15 protein-coding genes are annotated in these 19372 nt (G+C 70.1%); 8 read left to right on the top strand and 7 right to left on the bottom strand.

Annotation, left to right across the window (positions count from 1 at the left end; genetic code table 11):
- Positions 1 to 2: 2 nt before the first annotated feature.
- Entirely contained in the window at positions 3 to 1718 is a 1716-nt protein-coding gene (locus tag AB0I10_RS02055) for an NADH-quinone oxidoreductase subunit M (RefSeq protein ID WP_363150309.1), read from the top strand.
- The gene (nuoN, locus tag AB0I10_RS02050) at positions 1715 to 3367 is read left to right on the top strand and encodes an NADH-quinone oxidoreductase subunit NuoN (protein ID WP_363150308.1); all 1653 of its coding nucleotides are present in this window, start codon (positions 1715 to 1717) and stop codon (positions 3365 to 3367) included. The genes AB0I10_RS02055 and nuoN overlap by 4 nt, the downstream gene beginning before the upstream one ends.
- Before the next feature lie 99 nt (positions 3368 to 3466).
- Here nuoN and AB0I10_RS02045 read toward each other — a convergent pair whose 3' ends face one another.
- The 3 genes from AB0I10_RS02045 to fahA form a co-directional block, all read right to left on the bottom strand.
- Positions 3467 to 3970: a hypothetical protein gene (locus tag AB0I10_RS02045; RefSeq protein WP_363150307.1), complete on the bottom strand. Its 504-nt coding sequence runs from the start codon at positions 3968 to 3970 to the stop codon at positions 3467 to 3469.
- A gap of 54 nt (positions 3971 to 4024) precedes the next feature.
- Positions 4025 to 4522 carry a hypothetical protein gene (locus AB0I10_RS02040; protein ID WP_363150306.1) on the bottom strand — a complete coding sequence of 166 codons (498 nt, stop codon included), beginning with the start codon at positions 4520 to 4522 and terminating at the stop codon, positions 4025 to 4027.
- A gap of 308 nt (positions 4523 to 4830) precedes the next feature.
- Positions 4831 to 6114 (bottom strand): fumarylacetoacetase, encoded by a 1284-nt coding sequence (gene fahA / locus AB0I10_RS02035; protein ID WP_363150305.1) that lies wholly within the window; start codon positions 6112 to 6114, stop codon positions 4831 to 4833.
- Between the two features lie 407 nt (positions 6115 to 6521).
- On the opposite strand from fahA, the gene AB0I10_RS02030 reads away from it, so the two are divergent.
- The 6 genes from AB0I10_RS02030 to AB0I10_RS02005 all read left to right on the top strand — a co-directional run bounded on the left by AB0I10_RS02030 (position 6522) and on the right by AB0I10_RS02005 (position 14029).
- Positions 6522 to 7724 (top strand): ATP-grasp domain-containing protein, encoded by a 1203-nt coding sequence (locus AB0I10_RS02030; protein ID WP_363150304.1) that lies wholly within the window; start codon positions 6522 to 6524, stop codon positions 7722 to 7724.
- A gap of 72 nt (positions 7725 to 7796) precedes the next feature.
- Positions 7797 to 9011 carry an FAD-dependent oxidoreductase gene (locus AB0I10_RS02025; RefSeq protein WP_363150303.1) on the top strand — a complete coding sequence of 405 codons (1215 nt, stop codon included), beginning with the start codon at positions 7797 to 7799 and terminating at the stop codon, positions 9009 to 9011.
- A gap of 344 nt (positions 9012 to 9355) precedes the next feature.
- Complete coding sequence (locus AB0I10_RS02020; RefSeq protein ID WP_363150302.1) at positions 9356 to 10369, top strand: polyprenyl synthetase family protein; 1014 nt, start codon at positions 9356 to 9358, stop codon at positions 10367 to 10369.
- A 348-nt stretch (positions 10370 to 10717) separates the two neighbouring features.
- Positions 10718 to 12001 (top strand): DUF2092 domain-containing protein, encoded by a 1284-nt coding sequence (locus AB0I10_RS02015; RefSeq protein WP_363150301.1) that lies wholly within the window; start codon positions 10718 to 10720, stop codon positions 11999 to 12001.
- A gap of 149 nt (positions 12002 to 12150) precedes the next feature.
- Positions 12151 to 13173: an ABC transporter ATP-binding protein gene (locus AB0I10_RS02010; protein WP_363150300.1), complete on the top strand. Its 1023-nt coding sequence runs from the start codon at positions 12151 to 12153 to the stop codon at positions 13171 to 13173.
- Positions 13160 to 14029 (top strand): ABC transporter permease, encoded by an 870-nt coding sequence (locus AB0I10_RS02005; RefSeq protein WP_363150299.1) that lies wholly within the window; start codon positions 13160 to 13162, stop codon positions 14027 to 14029. Before AB0I10_RS02010 ends, AB0I10_RS02005 begins: the two co-directional genes overlap by 14 nt.
- Positions 14030 to 14081: 52 nt before the next feature.
- On the opposite strand, the gene rarD is transcribed toward AB0I10_RS02005, so the two are convergent.
- The 4 genes from rarD to AB0I10_RS01985 form a co-directional block, all read right to left on the bottom strand.
- The gene (rarD, locus tag AB0I10_RS02000; protein WP_363150298.1) at positions 14082 to 15080 is read right to left on the bottom strand and encodes an EamA family transporter RarD; all 999 of its coding nucleotides are present in this window, start codon (positions 15078 to 15080) and stop codon (positions 14082 to 14084) included.
- Positions 15081 to 15187: 107 nt separating this feature from the next.
- A complete protein-coding gene (locus tag AB0I10_RS01995) occupies positions 15188 to 16048 on the bottom strand; it encodes an SDR family oxidoreductase (RefSeq protein ID WP_363150297.1) in 861 nt (286 codons plus the stop codon).
- A 176-nt stretch (positions 16049 to 16224) separates the two neighbouring features.
- Positions 16225 to 17319 carry a 2-oxoacid:ferredoxin oxidoreductase subunit beta gene (locus AB0I10_RS01990; protein ID WP_363150296.1) on the bottom strand — a complete coding sequence of 365 codons (1095 nt, stop codon included), beginning with the start codon at positions 17317 to 17319 and terminating at the stop codon, positions 16225 to 16227.
- Positions 17312 to 19264 (bottom strand): 2-oxoacid:acceptor oxidoreductase subunit alpha, encoded by a 1953-nt coding sequence (locus tag AB0I10_RS01985; RefSeq protein WP_363150295.1) that lies wholly within the window; start codon positions 19262 to 19264, stop codon positions 17312 to 17314. The genes AB0I10_RS01990 and AB0I10_RS01985 overlap by 8 nt, the downstream gene beginning before the upstream one ends.
- Positions 19265 to 19372 lie beyond the last annotated feature (108 nt).

Genomic DNA, 19372 nt, shown 5'->3' with positions numbered 1-19372 from the left:
CCATGGCGGATTTTTCCTTCCCCCTGCTGACGGCGACCGCCGCGGTACCGGCGATCGGCGCGATCGCCACCGCCGCGGTGCCCGCCGCCAAGCGCACCGCCGCCAAATGGCTGGCGCTGCTGTTCTCACTGGCCACCCTCGCCCTGGCCGTGCTGATCGCGGTCCGATTCCGGCCCGGCGCCGAGGGACCGTACCAACTGACCGAATCGCACGCCTGGATCCGGGACTTCGGCGTCCGCTACGACCTCGGCGTGGACGGCATCGCGGTCGCCCTGATCGCGCTGACCGCCCTGCTGATCCCGTTCGTCATCCTGGCGGGCTGGCATGACGCCGACCCTCTGACCGCATCTGACAGTGGCTCCGCCACGGGTGCATCTGACAACGGCTCCGCCACGGACACGGCCAACAGCCGCTGGCGGCCCACCCAGGGCTTCTTCGCGCTGATCCTGGCCGTCGAAGCGATGGTGATCCTCTCCTTCGAGGCCACCGACGTCTTCCTCTTCTACATCTTCTTCGAAGCCATGCTGATCCCGATGTACTTCCTCATCGGCGGCTTCGGGGACCGTGCCGGGGCGCACGGCGACGAGCAGGCCGCCACCCAACGGTCGTACGCCGCGGTGAAGTTCCTGCTCTACAACCTCGCCGGCGGACTGATCATGCTGGCCGCGGTGATCGGGCTGTACGCCGTCACCGCCGACCAGCTCGGCAGCGGCACCTTCTCGCTGCAGCAGATCGTCGAGGCGCGGGCGTCCGGCAAGCTGGACTTCGGCACCGGCACGGAGCGGCTGCTGTTCCTCGGCTTCTTCTTCGCCTTCGCGGTGAAGGCGCCGCTCTGGCCGCTGCACACCTGGCTGCCCAACGCCATGGGTGAGGCGACCTCGCCGGTGGCGGTGCTGATCACCGCAGTGGTCGACAAGGTCGGCACCTTCGCGATGCTCCGCTTCTGCCTCCAGCTCTTCCCGGAGGCCAGCAACTGGGCCACCCCGGCCATCCTGGTGCTCGCCCTGATCAGCGTGATCTACGGCGCGCTGCTCGCGGTCGGCCAGCGGGACATCAAGCGTCTGATCGCGTACGCCTCGATCTCCCACTTCGGTTTCATCATCCTGGGCATCTTCGCGATGACGTCCCAGGCCCAGAGCGGTGCGACGCTCTACATGGTCAACCACGGCATCTCCACCGCCGCGTTGATGCTGGTCGCCGGCTTCCTGATCACCCGCCGCGGCTCGCGGCTGATCGCGGACTACGGCGGAGTCCAGAAGGTCGCCCCGATCCTCGCCGGCACGTTCCTCGTCGGAGGCCTGGCGACCCTGTCGCTGCCCGGCCTCGCCCCGTTCGTCAGCGAATTCCTGGTCCTGGTCGGCACGTTCAGCCGCTATCCGGTGATCGGGATCATCGCCAGCGCAGGCATCGTCCTCGCCGCGCTCTACGTCCTCGTCCTCTACCAGCGGACGATGACCGGGCCGGTGAAGTCCGAGGTGAGCGGCATGCCCGACCTCAGGGTCCGGGAACTGGCGGTGGTCGCGCCGCTGATCGCGCTGCTGCTCTTCCTCGGGGTGTATCCCAAGCCGCTCACCGACATCGTCAATCCGGCGGTCGACCACACCCTGTCCGTCGTGGACAAGAAGGACCCCAAGCCCGCAGTGCAGGTGGACGCCGTGCCCGGTGGGGGCCGGCACGGACACGCCGTGCGTGATCAAGACGTGGAGGCCGCGAAGTGAGTTCCGTGGCAAGTGTCCACAGCCTGTGGACAGTGGCGGCCGAGCTGCCGGACAAGATCCCGGCGCCGCGTATCGAGTACGGCCAGCTGGCGCCGACGTTGATCGTCCTCGGTGCCGCGGTGGTCGGTGTCCTGATCGAGGCGCTTCTGCCGCGCCGCAGCCGCTACTACGCCCAGCTGCTGCTGTCCGTGGTGGCGCTGGCCGCCGCGTTCGCCGCGGTGGTCGGCCTGGCGGCCGGTGGCTTCGGCTCGTCCAAGGCGGGGATCGCCGCGATGGGCGCGATCGCCGTCGACGGCCCGGCGCTGTTCCTGCAGGGCACGATCCTGCTGGTGTCCCTGGTCGCCGTCTTCACCTTCGCCGAGCGCCGGCTCGACCCGGCGGCGCACGGTAACCGGGTGGACTCCTTCGCCGCCCAGGCCGCGGCCGTCCCCGGCGGCAGCGCCGAACAGGCCGCGGTCAAGGCCGGGTTCACCACCACCGAGGTCTTCCCGCTCGTCCTCTTCGCGATCGGCGGCATGCTGGTGTTCCCGGCGGCCAATGACCTGCTGACCCTCTTCATCGCCCTGGAGGTCTTCTCCCTCCCGCTGTACGTCCTGTGTGCGGTGGCCCGCCGCCAGCGCCTGCTGTCGCAGGAGTCGGCGATGAAGTACTTCCTGCTCGGTGCCTTCTCCTCGGCCTTCCTCCTGTTCGGCATCGCCCTCCTGTACGGCTACGCGGGCAAGGTCAGCTACGCCGGGATCGCCGAGGTCATCGCGGACGGCGCCAAGCAGATCGATCCGGCGCTGGCCGGCACGATGGGCAATGACGCGCTGCTGCTGATCGGTGCGGCACTGGTGCTGATGGGCCTGCTGTTCAAGGTCGGCGCAGTCCCGTTCCACATGTGGACGCCGGATGTCTACCAAGGCGCCCCGACCCCGGTCACCGGCTTCATGGCGGCCGCCACCAAGGTCGCGGCCTTCGGTGCGCTGCTACGCGTCCTGTACGTCGTACTCCCGGGCATGAGCTGGGACTGGCGACCGGTGATGTGGGGCGTCGCGATCATCACGATGCTGGGCGGGGCGATCGTCGCCATCACCCAGACCGACATCAAGCGGCTGCTGGCCTACTCCTCCATCGCGCATGCCGGCTTCATCCTCGCCGGTGTCATCGCCACCAGCGAGGACGGCATCTCCTCGGTGCTCTTCTACCTCGCCGCCTACTCCTTTGTGACGCTCGGTGCCTTCGCCATCGTCACGCTGGTACGGGACGCGGGCGGCGAAGCGACGCATCTGTCCAAGTGGGCTGGCCTGGGCCGGCGTTCACCCTTGGTGGCGGCCGTCTTCGCCGTCTTCCTGCTGGCCTTCGCCGGCATTCCGCTGACCTCCGGGTTCGCCGGAAAGTTCGCGGTGTTCAAGGCGGCGGCGCAGAGCGGCGCGGGCTGGCTGGTCGTCGTCGGTGTGATCTCCTCGGCGATCGCCGCGTTCTTCTACATCCGGGTGATTGTGCTGATGTTCTTCAGCGAGCCGAAGGCGGACGGCCCGACGGTCGCGGTGCCCAGCCCGCTGACGACCATGGCCATCGCGATCGGAGTCGCGGTCACGCTGGTCCTCGGCCTGGCGCCGCAGTACTTCCTCGACCTGGCGGGCCAGGCGGGAGTCTTTGTGCGCTGAGGACGACACACCGCCGTACGCATCAACGGCCGCCGCCCGGCACCCTCTTGGGGATGCCGGGCGGCGGCCTGTGCGCGTGCGCCGGGGTTGCCGGGCGGGTCAGCCGTCCACGCCGCCGAGATCGGTCGGCATGCCCTCCGGCATATCGGTCGGCATGCCGGAGGGCATCTCGGACTTGGTGAAGGTGTCCTCCTTGCCGGAGGCCCAGGCGATGGTGAGCTCCTTGCCGTTGAGGCTCTTCACCGTGCCCTTGGCGTGATCGTTGTTGCCCTTGGTGCAGGTGAGGTCGAGGGTGACGGGCTGTGCGTCCGCCTTCAGCTTGCCGCTACAGGAGTTCTTGCCCGTGAGCAGCACTGTGTCCTTGGCGATGGCGAGGATCAGCAGCCCCTTGTCGGCATGCAGGGCGTCCGTCGTCCAACCGCCTTGCAGGGCCGCGGAGTCGACGTTGCCGCCACCGGGGGCGTCGGTGTTCTGCCCGGCGGACGAGGTGGGCTGAGCGCTCTGCTGCCCGTCCTTCCCTTCGCCGCCGTTGCTTCCACCGCAACCGGCGAGCAGCAGCGCGGCGGCTGCCGCGGCTGAGGCGAACGAAATGGCCTTACGCACGTGCTTCTCCTTGATCGGGGCGGGTGAGGCGAGGGAGACGAGGCGGGCGGCGGGTCAGCCGTTGGGCATGCCGGTGGGCATATCGGTCGGCATGTCCGGCATATCGGGGATCTTCACGCTGCCGTCGGTGGACTTGGTGTACTTCTCGGTCGGACCGCTCTTCCAGTCGACCGTCAGGCTCTTGCCGTCGGCTCCCGGCTTGAGCGTGCCCATCGTGCGGGTGTCGTCCCCGTTGGTGCACTTGAGGGCGACCATCGTCCGGCCGGCCAGCTCCTGGACCTTGCCGAGACAGGCCGCCTTGGTGCCGTTGCTGAATGCCACGGTGCCCTTGGTGATGGCGAGGATCAGCTTGCCGTCGGCGGACTTCGTTTCCCAAGCACCCTCGACCGCCGTGCTGTTCGCCGGCTTGTCGGCACCGCCCGGAGTCGACGGGGCGCTCTCCGGCGCCTTGCTCTCCGACGTCTCCTTGTCGCCGCCGCCGCTGCTACCGCAGCCGCTGAGCAGCATCGCGGCTATGGCGGCCGCCCCGGCGATCTGCGTGGCCTTGCGCACGTACGTCTCCTCAGTTGTGGGACAGGGAAACGTGAGGCTAGCAGCCGGTCGGCGGGCCAGGGCGGCCGTGAAGAACGAGGCCGGGATTGCGGCAACGCCGGTACGGAGTTGGTGTGCGGCCGTGACGTGGAAGCGGGGCAGGAAGGGCGAATTGGGGTGAAGGGGGCGGGGGTTAGGAGGCCCCTACGCCTCAGCACCCTCCCTTCTCCATCCCCTCCCGCATTCGACGCTGGGCTCTTGTCCTGCTCGACGGCGATCCGCCCGGCCGTCTCCAGGTCGGCCGGGCAGATCGGGCCGGACGCCACCCGTCATGGCGCCTCGCGGCCCGGGGCGGCTGCGCCGGCGGCGGCTTCGGTACCCAGCTCCGGTGCCGGCAGTACACGCCCCACGACCTCGCCCAGGCCGATCCGGGCGCCGTCCGGCCCCGGTGCCCACGCGGTGAGGGTGACCTCGTCGCCGTCCTGGAGGTAGGGGCCCTTGCCCTGGGTGAGTTCGAGCAGGCAGCCCAGCTGGTCGGGCTCGGGCCCGGAGACCGTACCGGAGGCGAAGAGATCACCGGTGCGCAGCGAGGCGCCGTTGACCGTCATATGGGCGAGCTGCTGGGCGGCCGTCCAGTACATCGCTGAGAACGGCGGCCGGGAGACCGTCTCGCCGTTGATGCGCACCTCGATGCGCAGGTCGATGCCGCCCGCTTCCGTGGCCGAGTCGTCGAGGTAGGGAAGGAGCGGGAAGTCCCGGGCGGGCGGCGGCGTACGGGCCTCGTCGAAGGCGTCGAGCGGGGTGATCCAGGCGGAGACGGAGGTCGCGAAGGACTTGCCCAGGAAGGGGCCGAGCGGCACGTACTCCCAGGCCTGGATGTCGCGCGCGGACCAGTCGTTGACGAGGCAGACGCCGAAGACATGGTCGCGGAAGCCGTTGAGGCCGACCGGTTCATGGAGGGTGGAGGGCGTGCCGACGACGAAGCCGACCTCGGCCTCGATGTCCAGGCGGGTCGACGGGCCGAAGGTCGGCACGGCGTCGTCCGGGGCCTTGCGCTGGCCGTTGGGGCGTACGACCGGGGTGCCGGTGGCGAAGATGGTGCCGGACCGGCCGTGGTAACCGATCGGCAGATGCTTCCAGTTGGGGGGCAGCGCCGCGCCGTTGGGGCGGAAGATCCGGCCGACGTTGGTGGCGTGGTGCTCGCTGGCGTAGAAGTCGACGTAGTCGGCGACCTCGAAGGGGAGGTGCAGGGTGACGCCGGCCAGCGGGTGGAGGAGCGGGGTCACGGCGGTGCGGTGCGCGGGGTCCGTCACGGCGGTGCGGACGGCCGCGCGGACTTCCTGCCAGACGGTACGGCCGGCGGCCAGCAGCGGGTTGAGGGTCGGCGCGGCGAGCAGCTCGGCGTGCGGCGGCGGGACGACGGCGGGCAGTGCGCTCGGCAGCGCGCTGAGGTCGAGGACATGGTGGCCGTAGCGGACACCGATCCGGTGCAGGCCGGGCGCGTCGGCTGTACTGAACACGCCGTAGGGGAGGGTGTACGGGCCGAAGGGATCGCCTTCGGCCAGGTCGAACGGGCTCTGCTCCGCGCTCTGCTCCGGGCGCTGATCGGGCATGGACAGCTCCTCGCGTTCGTCGTCGCCGGTGGGCGGCCGGGCCGGCCTGGCGTCGGGTGGCCGGGCCGGTCGGTCGGCGGTCCGCCGGGCCGGTGAGCCCGGTCGGTCCGACGATCAGGGTACGGCGGGGCGGGGGGCGGTGGGATGACCTGTGGATAACTCGCGGAGAGGTTGGCCGGGGGTGGTGGACCGCGACCGGCTTCGATCGGACACCTCACAACACTCTCTCGCCCCACCCCGCGCAATGTCAGGAAAACCCTTGCCGCACCGCACAATTCGGGCCTAGCGTCCTTTGCGGGCACGGGCCGGGGCGGGGCCTCCGCCGTTGGGGGGTACAGGTGGCTCTCAGTCGCGCACGGCTTGCACGGCAGCCGCTCGCAGTCGACCGGAGCGTTCCGGCGCTGATCGTGAAGATCGGTGCATACCCCCTGCACCACGGCGGTGTGGGCGCGATCCGCAGCCTGGGGCGGCTCGGCGTGCCCATGTACGCCATCACCGAGGACCGCTGCACGCCCGCCGCTGCCTCCCGCTACCTGAAGGGCCGCTTTGTGTGGCCGACCACCGGGCGCGAGGAACCGGGCCGGTTGGTGGAGGGGCTGCTGCGGATCGGCCGCCGGATCGGTCGGCCCGCGGTGCTGGTCCCGACCGACGAGGAGGCGGCCGTGCTGATCGCCGAACATGCCACCGCGCTCGCCGGCTCGTTTCGCGTCCCCCGGGTGCCGGCGGCGCTGCCCCGCCGCCTGGCCAGCAAAGAGGGGCTGCACGACCTCTGCACCGAACACGGAGTGTCCTCACCGGCGTCCGCCTTCCCCCGGTCGTACGCGGACATCGAGGCGTACGCCGGCCAGGCGCGCTTCCCGGTGGTGGCCAAGAACCGCGAGGCGTTCCTGCGGCGCCGGTGGCCCGCGGTCTCCGGGACGACGCGGATCGGCGGGCCGGCCCAACTGCTGGACCTGGCACGCAACTGGGGCCCGCAACCAGGCGTGATCCTCCAGGAGTATCTGCCGCGGGAGGACGCCGAGGACTGGATCGTGCACGCGTATTTCGACGCGGCCGGCGCGGCGCTCGCCCTGTTCACCGGGGTCAAGGTGCGCTCCTGGCCGCCCTACGCCGGCATGACGGCCTGCGCGTATGTCGTCGACAACCCCGAACTGGCCGAGATGACGGCCCGGTTCGTCAAACGCATCGGCTTCAGCGGGACCGCCGACCTGGACTGGCGCTTCGACCGCCGCGACGGGCGGTACAAGCTGCTGGACTTCAACCCGCGGATGGGCGCGCAGTTCCGGCTCTTCGAGAACGCGGCCGGGGTGGATGTCGTACGCGCCCAGCATCTGGATCTCACCGGGCGCACCGTCCCGCAGGGCGAACAGCGCGCCGGGCACCGCTTCGTGGTCGAGAACATCGATCTGCCCGCGCGCCTTGTGTACCGCCGCCGCGGCCACACCGCACCGTACGCGCCGGATCGGGCGGCCGGAACGGAGCTGGCGTGGTTCGCGGCCGACGATCCGCTGCCGTTCTTCACGATGCTCGCCCGGTGCGTCGGGCCGGGCGCCCGGCACTTGGCGCAGTTGCGGCGGACGAAGAGAGCGGCCGCGCAGCAGCAGGGATAGGGCAAGCGCGAGCAAACAGCGCATATCGGCACAGCGTCGGCGCGGTACCGGCGCACCTCAGGGAGGACCGAAGTGAGCACTCCGGTAGCGGTCATCGGGGCCGGCCCGTACGGCCTGTCGACGGCCGCGCACCTTCGGGCGCGCGGCCTGACGGTGCGGGTCTTCGGGCAGCCGATGGTGAGCTGGCAGGCGCGGATGCCCGCGGGCATGCTGCTCAAGTCGACGCCCGCCGCGTCCACCATCGACACCCCGGAGGCCGGGCACACCCTCGGCGAATTCTGCGCGGCGACGGGGGAGGGCCGCTACGAGTCCGACTGGGACGTCATCCCCGTCGAGACGTTCGTCCGGTACGGGCAATGGGTGCAGGAGCGGCTGCTCCCGGAGCTGGAGCGGGTCCGGGTCGTCTCGGTGGACCGGGGGCCCGATGGCTTCGAGCTGAAGCTGGACAGCGGTGAGCAGGCCGCCGCCCGGGCGGTGGTCGTCGCCACCGGCCTGACCGGGATCGCGTATCTGCCACCCGAACTTGCCGCCGCCGTCCCGGAGGGGCCGTCCGCCACGGGGCCGGTCTCGCACAGCTCGCAGCATCGCGATCTGTCGGAGCTGGCCGGCCGGGACGTGATCGTGGTGGGCGCCGGGCAGTCGGCCCTGGAGAGCGCGGCGCTGCTGGCGGAGGCGGGCGCGGCGTCCGTGCGGGTGGTGGCGCGCGGACGGGCGGCGGTGGGCTTCGGGGCGCCGCCGGACCGCCAGCCCCGCCTCCGGCCGCGTACGCCGTTCGGCAACGCCTGGTCGCTGTACGCGCTGACGTACTACGCGGGGGCGTTCCGCCATCTGCCGGTGCCCGCACGCCGCTTCCTCGTGCAGCGGGTGCTCGGCCCGCTGGGCGCGTGGTGGCTGCGGGACCGCTTCGTCGGGCGGGTGCAGGTGACCGAGGGGACGCGGATCGTACGGGCCCGCATCCGGGACGGCCGTCCGGTGCTGGCACTCCGGGGCGGCGAGGGCACGGCGAACGGCCTCGGCGGTGAAGTCACCGCCGACCATGTGCTGGCCGCGACCGGCTACCGCATGGACCTGGCGGCACTGGACTTCCTGGGCGAGAGCCTGCGTACGGAGATCGCGGTGCGGGCCGGCGGGCCGCTGCTGGACGCCGGATTCGGCTCGTCGGTACCGGGGCTGTACTTCACGGGGCTGCCGGCGGCCGCGTCGTTCGGCCCGGTCATGCGCTTCGTCTGTGGCACGGAGTTCGCCTCACCGCGGCTGGCGCGGGCGGTGGCGCGCACGTACGGGTGAGCCGACGGCCTCTCTGGTACGGCGTACGCCTGTCACCGCACGCGTTCCCGCACGGCATGCGCCTGTCACCACACACGTCTCGTACGGCACACGCCTGTCACCGTGCACCGCTTCCACGGCACATCCGTGCCACGGCAGTCCCTCATCGCGGCTCATGCATGCCACGGCAAACCCTCCTCAATGAGGGGATCAAGAACATACCGCCCGGTGGGTCGGTGTGGTTCCCGGTGGTTCGGGGGGCGGGCGCTCACGGTGATCGAAGTGCGACCGGATACGCTGGCCAATGGTGGAGACAGCGACAGATCGACATTAGGTTTGATCGTCAGCAGACAGGAGTACCCCTCGTGACCGTCGGCGGGCCCTTCGGGCTGAGCGTGCGGGACCAGGCTCTTGAGGCCGATGTCCAGGCCGGATTGGCGGCTGTCGAGGAGGGCCTGCTGGAGGCCACCAAGAGCGACGTGCCGTTCATCACCGAAGCCGCGCAGCATCTCGTGCGCGCGGGAGGCAAGCGGTTCCGGCCGCTGCTGGTGATGTTGGCCGCGCAATTCGGTGATCCGTACAGCCCCGGGCTGGTGCCCTCGGCCGTCGTCGTGGAGCTGACGCATCTGGCGACGCTCTACCACGACGACGTGATGGACGAGGCCGATGTGCGCCGCGGCGTGGCCAGCGCCAACGCCCGCTGGGGCAACTCCGTCGCGGTCCTGACCGGCGACTTCCTCTTCGCCCGCGCCTCGCACATCCTCGCCGACCTCGGGCCCGAGGCGGTCCGGATCCAGGCCGAGGCGTTCGAGCGCCTGGTGACCGGCCAGATCCTGGAGACCGCGGGCCCGCGCGACGGCCGCGACCCCATCGACCACTATCTGGACGTCCTCGCGGGCAAGACCGGCTCGCTGGTCGCCGTCTCGGGCCGCCTCGGCGCGATGATGTCCGGCGCCGAGGAGTCGGTGGTCAACATCCTCACCCAGTACGGCGAGCGGCTGGGCACCGCGTTCCAGCTGGCGGACGATGTCCTGGACATCTCCAGCGACTCCCACGAGTCTGGCAAGACGCCCGGCACGGACCTGCGCGAGGGCATTCCGACGCTGCCGGTGCTGCACCTGCGCGCGCTGGCCGAGGGCGAATCCGGTACGGCTGAGGACCGCGCGCTGTGCGATCTGCTGGCCGGCGACCTCACCGACGACGCCCGGCACGCCGAGGCGCTGGCCGGGCTGCGCGCCCACCCGGCGCTGGAGCAGGCCCGCCGCGACACCGTGCGCTACGCGGAAGAGGCCCGCGCGACGCTGGCGCCGCTGCCGTCCTGCATGGCCAAGACGGCGCTTGAGGGGCTGTGTGACTCGGTGGTGTACCGCGCGGGGTGAGTCGCGGGGTGGGTGAGGGGCTCACCTCGGAACGGGGGCGCCCTCAACTTTCAGCTCACCCGTCGTCTCAACCTCCGGTCAACCCCCGGTCAACCTCCGGCATGACGCGCCGTCACATTGTGGCCGTCCCCTAGGGAGTGATCAGACTCCGGTTGTACGGAGTCCACTGTGAGGTGGCCGGGCGTCATCCCTCAGCAGTACGACGAGTTGCTTCCGCGGGTTGACGCTTTGTGCCGTGCGATTTGGTGGGATGGGAAGCACCAGAGCACGGCGGACGGTTCACAATGAGCCCGAGGGGTGGGCGAGTGCATCGCGCAGCAACCGCCGCATACGACGGAGGTACGGCACATGCCACTGAACGAACCGACAGAGGTCACCGACGGATGGGACGGGGGGCGCTCACCGAAGCGCCGTAAGGCGGTGCGGTACGCAGTGCCGGTCGCGGTGGCGGGGGTTGCGGCGGCGACGATCGGGCTGGTCCCGGCGTTCGCCGGTGTCGGATCTCCCGATCTGCCGAAGATCTCGGCGCAGGACCTGATCGCCAAGATAGCCAAATCGGACGTCCAGCAGCTGTCCGGCACGGTCCGGATCAATACGGACCTGGGCCTGCCCTCCCTGCCGGGCGGCGGCAGCGCCGGCGCGTTCGGCGGCGAGGGCGAGGGCGGCGGCGAGAAGGGCGAGGACGGCGCGTCCGCGTCGCCGCAGAACAAGCTGATGGAGCTGGCATCCGGTGCGCACACGCTGCGCGTCGCCGCCGACGGCCCCGACAAGCATCGGGTCTCGATCGTCGACAAGGCCGCCGAATACAGCATCGTCCACAACGGCTCCGATGTCTGGGCGTACGACAGCGGCAGCAACACCGCCGTACACAGCACGGCCGACGGCGCCAAGCGCGGCAAGCACCACGAGGGGCACAAGGGCCGGCCCGAGGGCCTTCCCAAGGGCCTGAAGAACGCCACCCCGCAGGACCTCGCGAAGGAGGCCCTCAAGGCGGCGGGCGACACCACCTCGGTCACGGTCGACGGCACAGCCAAGGTCGCCGGGCGGGACGCCTACCAGCTGGCAATCAAGCCCAAGCAGTCCGGCTCGACGATCGGCTCGATACGGATCTCGGTGGACGCCGAGAACGGCGTCCCGCTGAAGTTCACCCTCACTCCCAAGAGCGGCGGCGCGGCCGCGATCGACGCGGGCTTCACCAACGTCGACTTCGCCAAGCCCGATGCGAGCACGTTCTCCTTCACGCCGCCCAAGGGCGCCGAGGTCGTCGACGGTGACAAGGAAGGCGCGAAGACGCGGAAGGACTTCGAGGCCGGCAAGGACGTCAAGAACCGCAAGGATCTGAAGGACTTCGCGGGCGGCCCGGACGGCTTCGACATCATCGGCAAGGGCTGGACGTCCATCGCCACGATCAAGGGCTCCGGCTCCGGTCTGCCTTCCGGCAAGGAGCAGGGCGCCGCCGGCGACGCGGGCACATTCCTCGACAGCATCGGCGACAAGGTGACCGGCTCCTTCGGTTCCGGCCGGGTCTTCAGCACTCGCCTGGTCAATGCCCTGCTGACGGACGACGGCACGATCTATGTCGGCGCCGTCGACAAGCAGTCCCTGATAGCCGCGGCCAACGCCGCGAAGTAACGGATGGTGTAACGGGGCAGTAGGCGACGGCGCAGCTGACGGCAGTAGCCGAGGGGACCGCCGCGCCATCCGTCCGCGGGTGGCGCGGCGCAGCCAGGGCTTCATACGCCATGCGCCACATGCCATACGCCACGACAGCTGGGGAGCCGATGACGCAGCCGCACACGGGGCACGAACGCGAACACCCGCCCGCCGGGGACCGGGTGATCGAGACGCGCGGGCTGACCAAGGCGTACCGCGGCGGTCAGCTCGCTGTGGACGGCCTGGATCTGGCCGTACCGCGCGGCAGCGTCTTCGGCTTCCTCGGCCCCAACGGCTCCGGCAAGACCACCACCATCCGGATGCTGATGGGCTTGATCGAACCGACCGCCGGCAGCGCGCGGGTGCTCGGGCAGCCGATGCCCGGCGCGGGCCGCCGGGTGCTCCCCAGGGTCGGAGCGCTCATCGAAGGCCCGGCCCTCTACGGCTTCCTCAGTGGCCGCGACAATCTGCTGCGCTTCGACGCCGCCGACCCGGCCGCCGATCCCCGCACCCGCGTGGAGCGGGTCGGCCGTGCACTGGAGCGGGTGGGCCTGGCCGCCGCGGCCGGCAAGAAGGCGCGCGCCTACTCCCTCGGCATGAAGCAGCGCCTGGGGCTGGCCGCGGCCCTGCTTCAGCCCCGTGAGCTGCTGGTTCTCGATGAGCCGACCAACGGCCTCGACCCGCAGGGCATGCGGGAGATCAGGGCCCTGGTCCGGGAGCTGGCGGCGGACGGCACCACCGTCTTTCTCTCCTCGCACCTCCTCGACGAGATCGAGCAGGTCTGCACCCACGCCGCGGTGATGGCGCGAGGGCGGCTGATCACCCAGGGCACGGTCGCCGACCTCTCCGCCACCGTGCTCGACTCACCCGGCCTCGGCAGGCTGACAGTGACGACCCCCGACCCGGCGGACGCGGTGCGCGTCCTGAAAGAGCACGGCGTGACCGACCTCAAAGTCACCGACGACCGGGTGACGGGCGAGCTGCCGTCCGAGCCGCCCGCCGATCCGGCTGCCGGACTTCCGGAACTCGCGGACCTGAACGCCGCGCTCGTCCATGCCGGCGTACGCGTCCGCGCCTTCGGCACCGAGCGCGCCTCGCTGGAGGACATCTTTGTGCATCTGACCGGGGAGGGCTTCGATGTCGCAGGCTGAGGCGGTGCTGCGCCGACCGCGGCCGCTGTGGTCGCTGGGCTTGCTGCGCAACGAGATCGGTACGACCTTCCGGCGCTGGCGCACCCTCGCGCTGCTGGCGGTGCTCGCCGGCGTACCGATCCTGGTCGGCATCGCCGTGAAGATCGAGACCGGCGACGGCGGGTCGTCGGGCGGCGGTGGCGGCGGCCCGGCGTTCATCTCGCAGATCACCAACAACGGGCTCTTCCTGGTCTTCACCTCGCTTGCCATGACGCTGCCGTTCTTCCTCCCGATGTCCATCGGTGTGATCGCGGGCGACTCCATAGCGGGCGAGGCCAACGCCGGGACGCTGCGCTACCTCCTCGTCGCCCCCGCGGGCCGCACCCGCCTGCTGCTGGTCAAATACGCCACGACCATGACGTTCTGCCTGGTGGGCACCCTGGTCGTGGCGCTATCGGCACTGGTGACCGGCGCCCTGCTCTTCCCGCTGGGCGATGTCACCCTGCTCTCCGGCACATCGGTGCCCTTCACCGAGGGGCTGCTGCGCGCGCTGGCCATCGCCTGCGTCGTGGCGCTCTCCCTCATAGGGGTGGCCGCCATCGGCCTGTTCATCTCGACGCTCACCAACAGCGGTATCGCGGCGATGGCGACGACGGTCGGCCTGCTGATCACGGTGCAGATCCTGGACACGATCCCGCAGCTGGACGCCATCCAGCCGTATCTCTTCCCGCACTACTGGCTGTCCTTCGCCGACCTGCTCCGCGACCCCGTCTACTGGGACCAGCTTCAGAAAAACTTCGGCCTGCAGGCGTTGTACGCCGTCGTGTTCGGCTCGGCGGCCTGGGCGCGGTTCACGACACGGGACATCACGGCGTGATGGCGGCCGTCAGACAATGACGCCTGCCGTCACGGCATGACGCATGCCTGCGTCAAGGCTTGGCCACCGGCCCGTGCGTCGCCTCCGGGCCCGTTTCCGGCGACTCCGACAGGGCGGTCACCGCCGCCTCGCCCACCCGTGCCCCGGCGTCGGCCAGTGCCGCGCGGCCCTGCCGGCCGGTCCGCAGCGCATCCCAGGTCAGCACTGTAAGAGCCAGCCACACCAACGCGAAACCGGCCCAGCGCTCAGGTGGCATCTCCTCGTGGAAGACCGTGAGTCCCAGCACGAACTGGAAAGTCGGCGCCAGGTACTGCATCATCCCGATCGTCGACAGCGGCAGCCGCATCGCCGCCACACCGAAGCAGATCAGCGGCACCGCGGTCGCGATTCCGCATCCCGCGAGCAGCAGCGCCTGGCCCACTCCGCCGGTGATGAAACTGGACTCACCGTGCACACCGAGGAAGATCAGGAAACCGAGTGCGGGCAGCGCCTGCATGGCCGTCTCGGCGCTGAAGCCCTCGATGCCGTCGAGCTTGACGCCCTTCTTGACCAGCCCGTACGTCGCGAACGAGAAGGCCAACGCGAGAGCGATCCACGGCACCTTGCCGTAGGCGACGGTCATCACCACGACGGCGAGAGTGCCGACACCCACCGCCGTCCACTGGAGCGGACGCAGCCGCTCCCGCAGCACCAGGACGCCGAAGGCGATGCTGACCAGCGGGTTGATGAAGTAGCCGAGTGAAGCCTCCAGTACATGCCCGGCGTTGACCGCCCAGATGTAGAGGAACCAGTTCACCGAAATGACGACGGCACAGACCAGGATCAGCCCGAGCCGCTTGGGCTGTCGCAGCAGCGGGCGTATCCAGGCCCAGCGGCGCAGCACGGCCAGGATGGTGACGGCGACGGGCAGCGACCACACCATGCGGTGGGCCATGATCTCGGACGCCGAGGCGGCGCCCAGCAGATGCCAGTAGAGCGGTAGCAGCCCCCACATGCCGTATGCGGCAAGGCCGAAAGCGACTCCTGCGCGCTGATCGCTTTGAGACTGCAAGAGGCCCTCCCCGTGGTGCTGCGTCGACCCTGTGAAAGGTAGCGCCGCACGGCCCCGCTGTCATGCCCGTATCGGAATACGGTCATGACGGGAGGGCCGGTCCCGCCCTACAGCTCTCTCAGCGCGTCGGTGATCGCCTCCGCGATCGATGTGGTCGGGCGGCCGAGCAGCCGGGACAGATCACCGGGCGTCGTACCCAGCTCGCCGCGGGCGATCCCGGCGTCCGCGTCGGCCGTCAACTGCGCGCCCAGCGCCGGCACACCCGCGTCCACCATCAGCGCCACATACCGCTCCTGCGGTAGATCCGTGTACGAGATTTTCCGGCCGGTCTGCCGGGACACCTCGGCCGCGTACTCGGCCATCGTCCATGCGGTGTCGCCGCTCAGTTCGTACACGGAGTTCTCGTGGCCGGTGCCGGTGAGGACGATGGCGGCCGCCTCGGCGTAGTCGCGGCGCGCGGCGGTGGCCACCCGGCCGGCGCCCGCGCTGCCGACCACCGAGCCGGCCTTCAGGGCGGTGTCGAGCGCCCCGGTGTAGTTCTCGTGGGGCCAGCCGTTGCGCAGCAGGCAGTACGGCACGCCGGACGCGAGGAGCGCCTGCTCGGTGTCGATGTGCTCCTCGGCGATGTGGAAGGTGGCCGTCGGCCCGCCCAGCACGCTGGTGTAGGCGAGCAGCGCGACGCGCGCCTCCCGGGCGGCGTCGATGACCGCCCGGTGCTGGTCGACGCGTCGCCCGGCCTCGTTGCCGGAGACGAGCAGCACCCGGTCGCCGGCTGCGAAGACACCCCGGAGCGTCTCTGGCTTGTTGTAGTCCGCGATCCGTACCTCGACACCGTGCGCCGCGAGATCAGCCGCCTTGGCCCGGTCACGGGCGACCGCGACGACCTCGCCCGGCGCGGTGCGCTCCAGCAGCGCCTCGATGACGAGCCGGCCGAGCGCACCGGTGGCGCCGGCGACGACGAACTTCATGTCCTGCCCCCTGGCGAGTGGAAGGCCGCAAGCATGGCACTAGCAGGTCACCCGCAGAAGAGACGCGCCGCGATCACACGCGCCACGAACGGCACGAAACGCCAAACGGGTGCCCGTAGGGGAACGCCATAAGACGCTCCCGTACGGACACCCGCAGGGAATTCAGCCGGTGCCGGTCAGCCGACAACCGTCCAGGTGTCGTTCCCGGCCAGCAGCGAGGCGAGGTCGCCCTTGCCCTTCTCCTCGATGGCGGCGTCGAGCTGGTCGCTCATCTCGGCGTCGTAAACCGGCCGGTCGACATTGCGCAGCACGCCGATCGGGGTGTGGTGCAGCGTGTCGGGGTCGGCGAGCCGGGAGAGGGCGAAGGCCGTGGTGGGCGACGGGTTGTGCGCGTCATGTACCAGCACACCGTCCGCGCCCTCCTCCGCTACGTCGATGACCTTGAGGTCGCCGGTGACCGGGTCACGCACGACGCCCTTGGACCCCAGGCCGTCGGCGGCCGGCAGGCCGAAGCGGATCGGCTGGCCGTGCTCCAGACGGATAACGGCCTCCTGGGCCTTCTCCTTGTCCTTGAGGACCTCGAACGCGCCGTCGTTGAAGATGTTGCAGTTCTGGTAGATCTCCACCAGTGCCGTCCCGGGGTGGGCGGCGGCCGCACGCAGCACGGAAGTGAGGTGCTTGCGGTCGGAGTCGACCGTCCGGGCCACGAAGGACGCCTCGGCGCCGATCGCCAGCGAAACCGGGTTGAACGGCGCGTCCAGCGAGCCCATCGGCGTCGACTTGGTGATCTTGCCGACCTCGGAGGTGGGGCTGTACTGGCCCTTGGTCAGACCGTAGATCCGGTTGTTGAACAGCAGGATCTTGAGGTTGACGTTACGGCGCAGGGCATGGATGAGGTGGTTGCCGCCGATGGACAGGGCATCGCCGTCACCGGTGACGACCCACACCGACAGGTCACGCCGCGAGGAGGCCAGGCCGGTGGCGATGGCCGGGGCGCGGCCGTGGATGGAGTGCATCCCGTAGGTGTTCATGTAGTACGGGAAGCGGGAGGAGCAGCCGATGCCGGAAACGAAGACGATGTTTTCCTTCGCCAGGCCGAGCTCGGGCATAAAGCCCTGGACGGCGGCGAGGACGGCGTAGTCACCGCAGCCGGGGCACCAGCGCACTTCCTGATCGGACTTGAAGTCCTTCATGGACTGCTTGGCGTCGGCCTTGGGTACCAGGGAAAGCGCCTCGATCTGTGAGGAGCTCTCCGAGATCGTCTCAGTCATTGATGGCCTCCTTAAAGACCTCCGCGAGCTGCTCGGCCTTGAACGGCATTCCGCTGACCTGGGTGTGCGAGCGCGCGTCCACGAGGTACTTGGCGCGCAGCAGAGTGGCGAGCTGTCCGAGGTTCATCTCCGGCACGATCACCTTGTCGTAACGCTTGAGGACGTCGCCGAGATTCCGCGGGAAGGGGTTGAGGTGGCGCAGATGGGCCTGCGCGATGCGCTCCCCGGCGCCCCGTACGCGGCGTACCGCGGCGGTGATCGGCCCGTACGTCGAACCCCAGCCCAGGACAAGGGTGTTGGCGCTCAGGCCCTTCTCGTCGGCGGGATCGTCGACCTCGATGTCGGGGACGTCGATGCCGTCGACCTTCGCCTGGCGGGTGCGCACCATGAAGTCATGGTTGGCGGGGTCGTAGGAGATGTTGCCGGTGCCGTCCTGCTTCTCGATGCCGCCGATACGGTGCTCCAGGCCCGGCGTGCCCGGCACCGCCCAGGGGCGGGCCAGGGTCTGCTCATCGCGCTTGTACGGCCAGAACACCTCGGTGCCGTCCGCCAGCTCGTGGTTGGGCCCGGACGCGAACTGGACGCGCAGGTCGGGGAGTTCATCGACGTCGGGGATCCGCCACGGCTCGGAGCCGTTGGCCAGATAGCCGTCGGAGAGCAGGAAGACGGGGGTGCGGTACTGGAGCGCGATACGGGCCGCTTCCACCGCCGCGTCGAAGCAGTCGGCGGGCGTCTGCGGCGCCACGATCGGCACCGGTGCCTCGCCGTTGCGCCCGTACATCGCCTGCAGCAGGTCGGCCTGCTCGGTCTTGGTGGGCAGGCCCGTCGAGGGGCCGCCGCGCTGGATGTCCACGATCAGCAGCGGCAGTTCAAGACTGACCGCGAGGCCGATGGTCTCCGACTTCAGCGCCACACCGGGACCCGAGGTGGTCGTCACCGCCAGCGCTCCGCCGAACGCAGCGCCCAGCGCCGCGCCGATTCCGGCGATCTCGTCCTCCGCCTGGAACGTCCGCACACCGAAGTTCTTGTGCTTGGACAGTTCGTGCAGGATGTCGGAGGCCGGGGTGATCGGGTACGAGCCCAGATACAGCGGCAGGTCCGCCTGCCGGCCCGCCGCGACCAGCCCGTACGACAGCGCGAGATTCCCCGAGATATTGCGGTACGTGCCGGTCGGGAACGCCTTTGTGGCCGGCGCGACCTCGTACGAGACCGCGAAGTCCTCGGTGGTCTCACCGAAATTCCAGCCCGCCCGGAACGCCGTGACGTTCGCCTCCGCGATATCCGGCTTCTTCGCGAACTTCGACCGCAGGAACTTCTCGGTGCCCTCCGTCGGCCGGTGGTACATCCACGACAGCAGACCCAGCGCGAACATGTTCTTGCTGCGCTCGGCCTCCTTCCGGGACAGCCCGAATTCCTTGAGCGCCTCGATCGTCAGCGTGGTGAGCGGCACCGGATGGACGTTGTACGCCTCCAGCGAGCCGTCCTCCAGCGGGCTGGTCGCATAGCCGACCTTGGCCATGGGGCGCTTGGTGAACTCATCGGTGTTGACGATGATCTCCGCGCCGCGCGGCACATCCGCGAGGTTCGCCTTCAGTGCGGCCGGATTCATCGCCACCAGCACGTTCGGCGCGTCACCGGGCGTGAGGATGTCGTGGTCGGCGAAGTGCAGCTGGAAGCTGGAGACGCCCGGCAGGGTCCCGGCGGGGGCCCGGATCTCGGCGGGGAAGTTCGGCAGCGTCGACAGGTCGTTGCCGAACGAAGCCGTCTCGGATGTGAACCGGTCGCCCGTGAGCTGCATACCGTCGCCGGAGTCGCCGGCAAACCGGATGATCACCCGGTCCAGGCGGCGGACTTCCTTGCCTCCGTCACCGCCACCGGAAGTGCGCTGTTCCCCGACAAGCGCTCCGTCGGCCTGCTCGGCTGGGCTACTGACCTGGCTCGTCACTGCTTCGGACCTCCCTCAAGGGGTGCGGCGTCCCCGCCTGACGCAGGGCTCGGGACGTGTCGTACCGACCGGTTGTCCCATATCCATCGTACGTGGGTAAGGGTGGCC

The organism is Streptomyces sp. NPDC050636 (assembly GCF_040654775.1).
Lineage (GTDB): Bacteria > Actinomycetota > Actinomycetes > Streptomycetales > Streptomycetaceae > Streptomyces.
The sequence above is the reverse complement of the archived record's forward strand: the minus strand, read 5'-3'. Positions and strand labels throughout refer to the sequence as shown.

Bases quoted from the DNA above. Each gene is read 5' to 3' on its own strand.
- AB0I10_RS02005 (WP_363150299.1), top strand. From the start codon at position 13,160: ATGTCGCAGGCTGAGGCGGTGCTGCGCCGACCGCGGCCGCTGTGGTCG.
- AB0I10_RS02015 (WP_363150301.1), top strand. From the start codon at position 10,718: ATGCCACTGAACGAACCGACAGAGGTCACCGACGGATGGGACGGGGGG.
- AB0I10_RS01990 (WP_363150296.1), bottom strand. From the start codon at position 17,319: ATGACTGAGACGATCTCGGAGAGCTCCTCACAGATCGAGGCGCTTTCC.
- AB0I10_RS02055 (WP_363150309.1), top strand. From the start codon at position 3: ATGGCGGATTTTTCCTTCCCCCTGCTGACGGCGACCGCCGCGGTACCG.
- AB0I10_RS01995 (WP_363150297.1), bottom strand. From the start codon at position 16,048: ATGAAGTTCGTCGTCGCCGGCGCCACCGGTGCGCTCGGCCGGCTCGTC.
- AB0I10_RS02010 (WP_363150300.1), top strand. From the start codon at position 12,151: ATGACGCAGCCGCACACGGGGCACGAACGCGAACACCCGCCCGCCGGG.
- fahA (WP_363150305.1), bottom strand. From the start codon at position 6,114: ATGCCCGATCAGCGCCCGGAGCAGAGCGCGGAGCAGAGCCCGTTCGAC.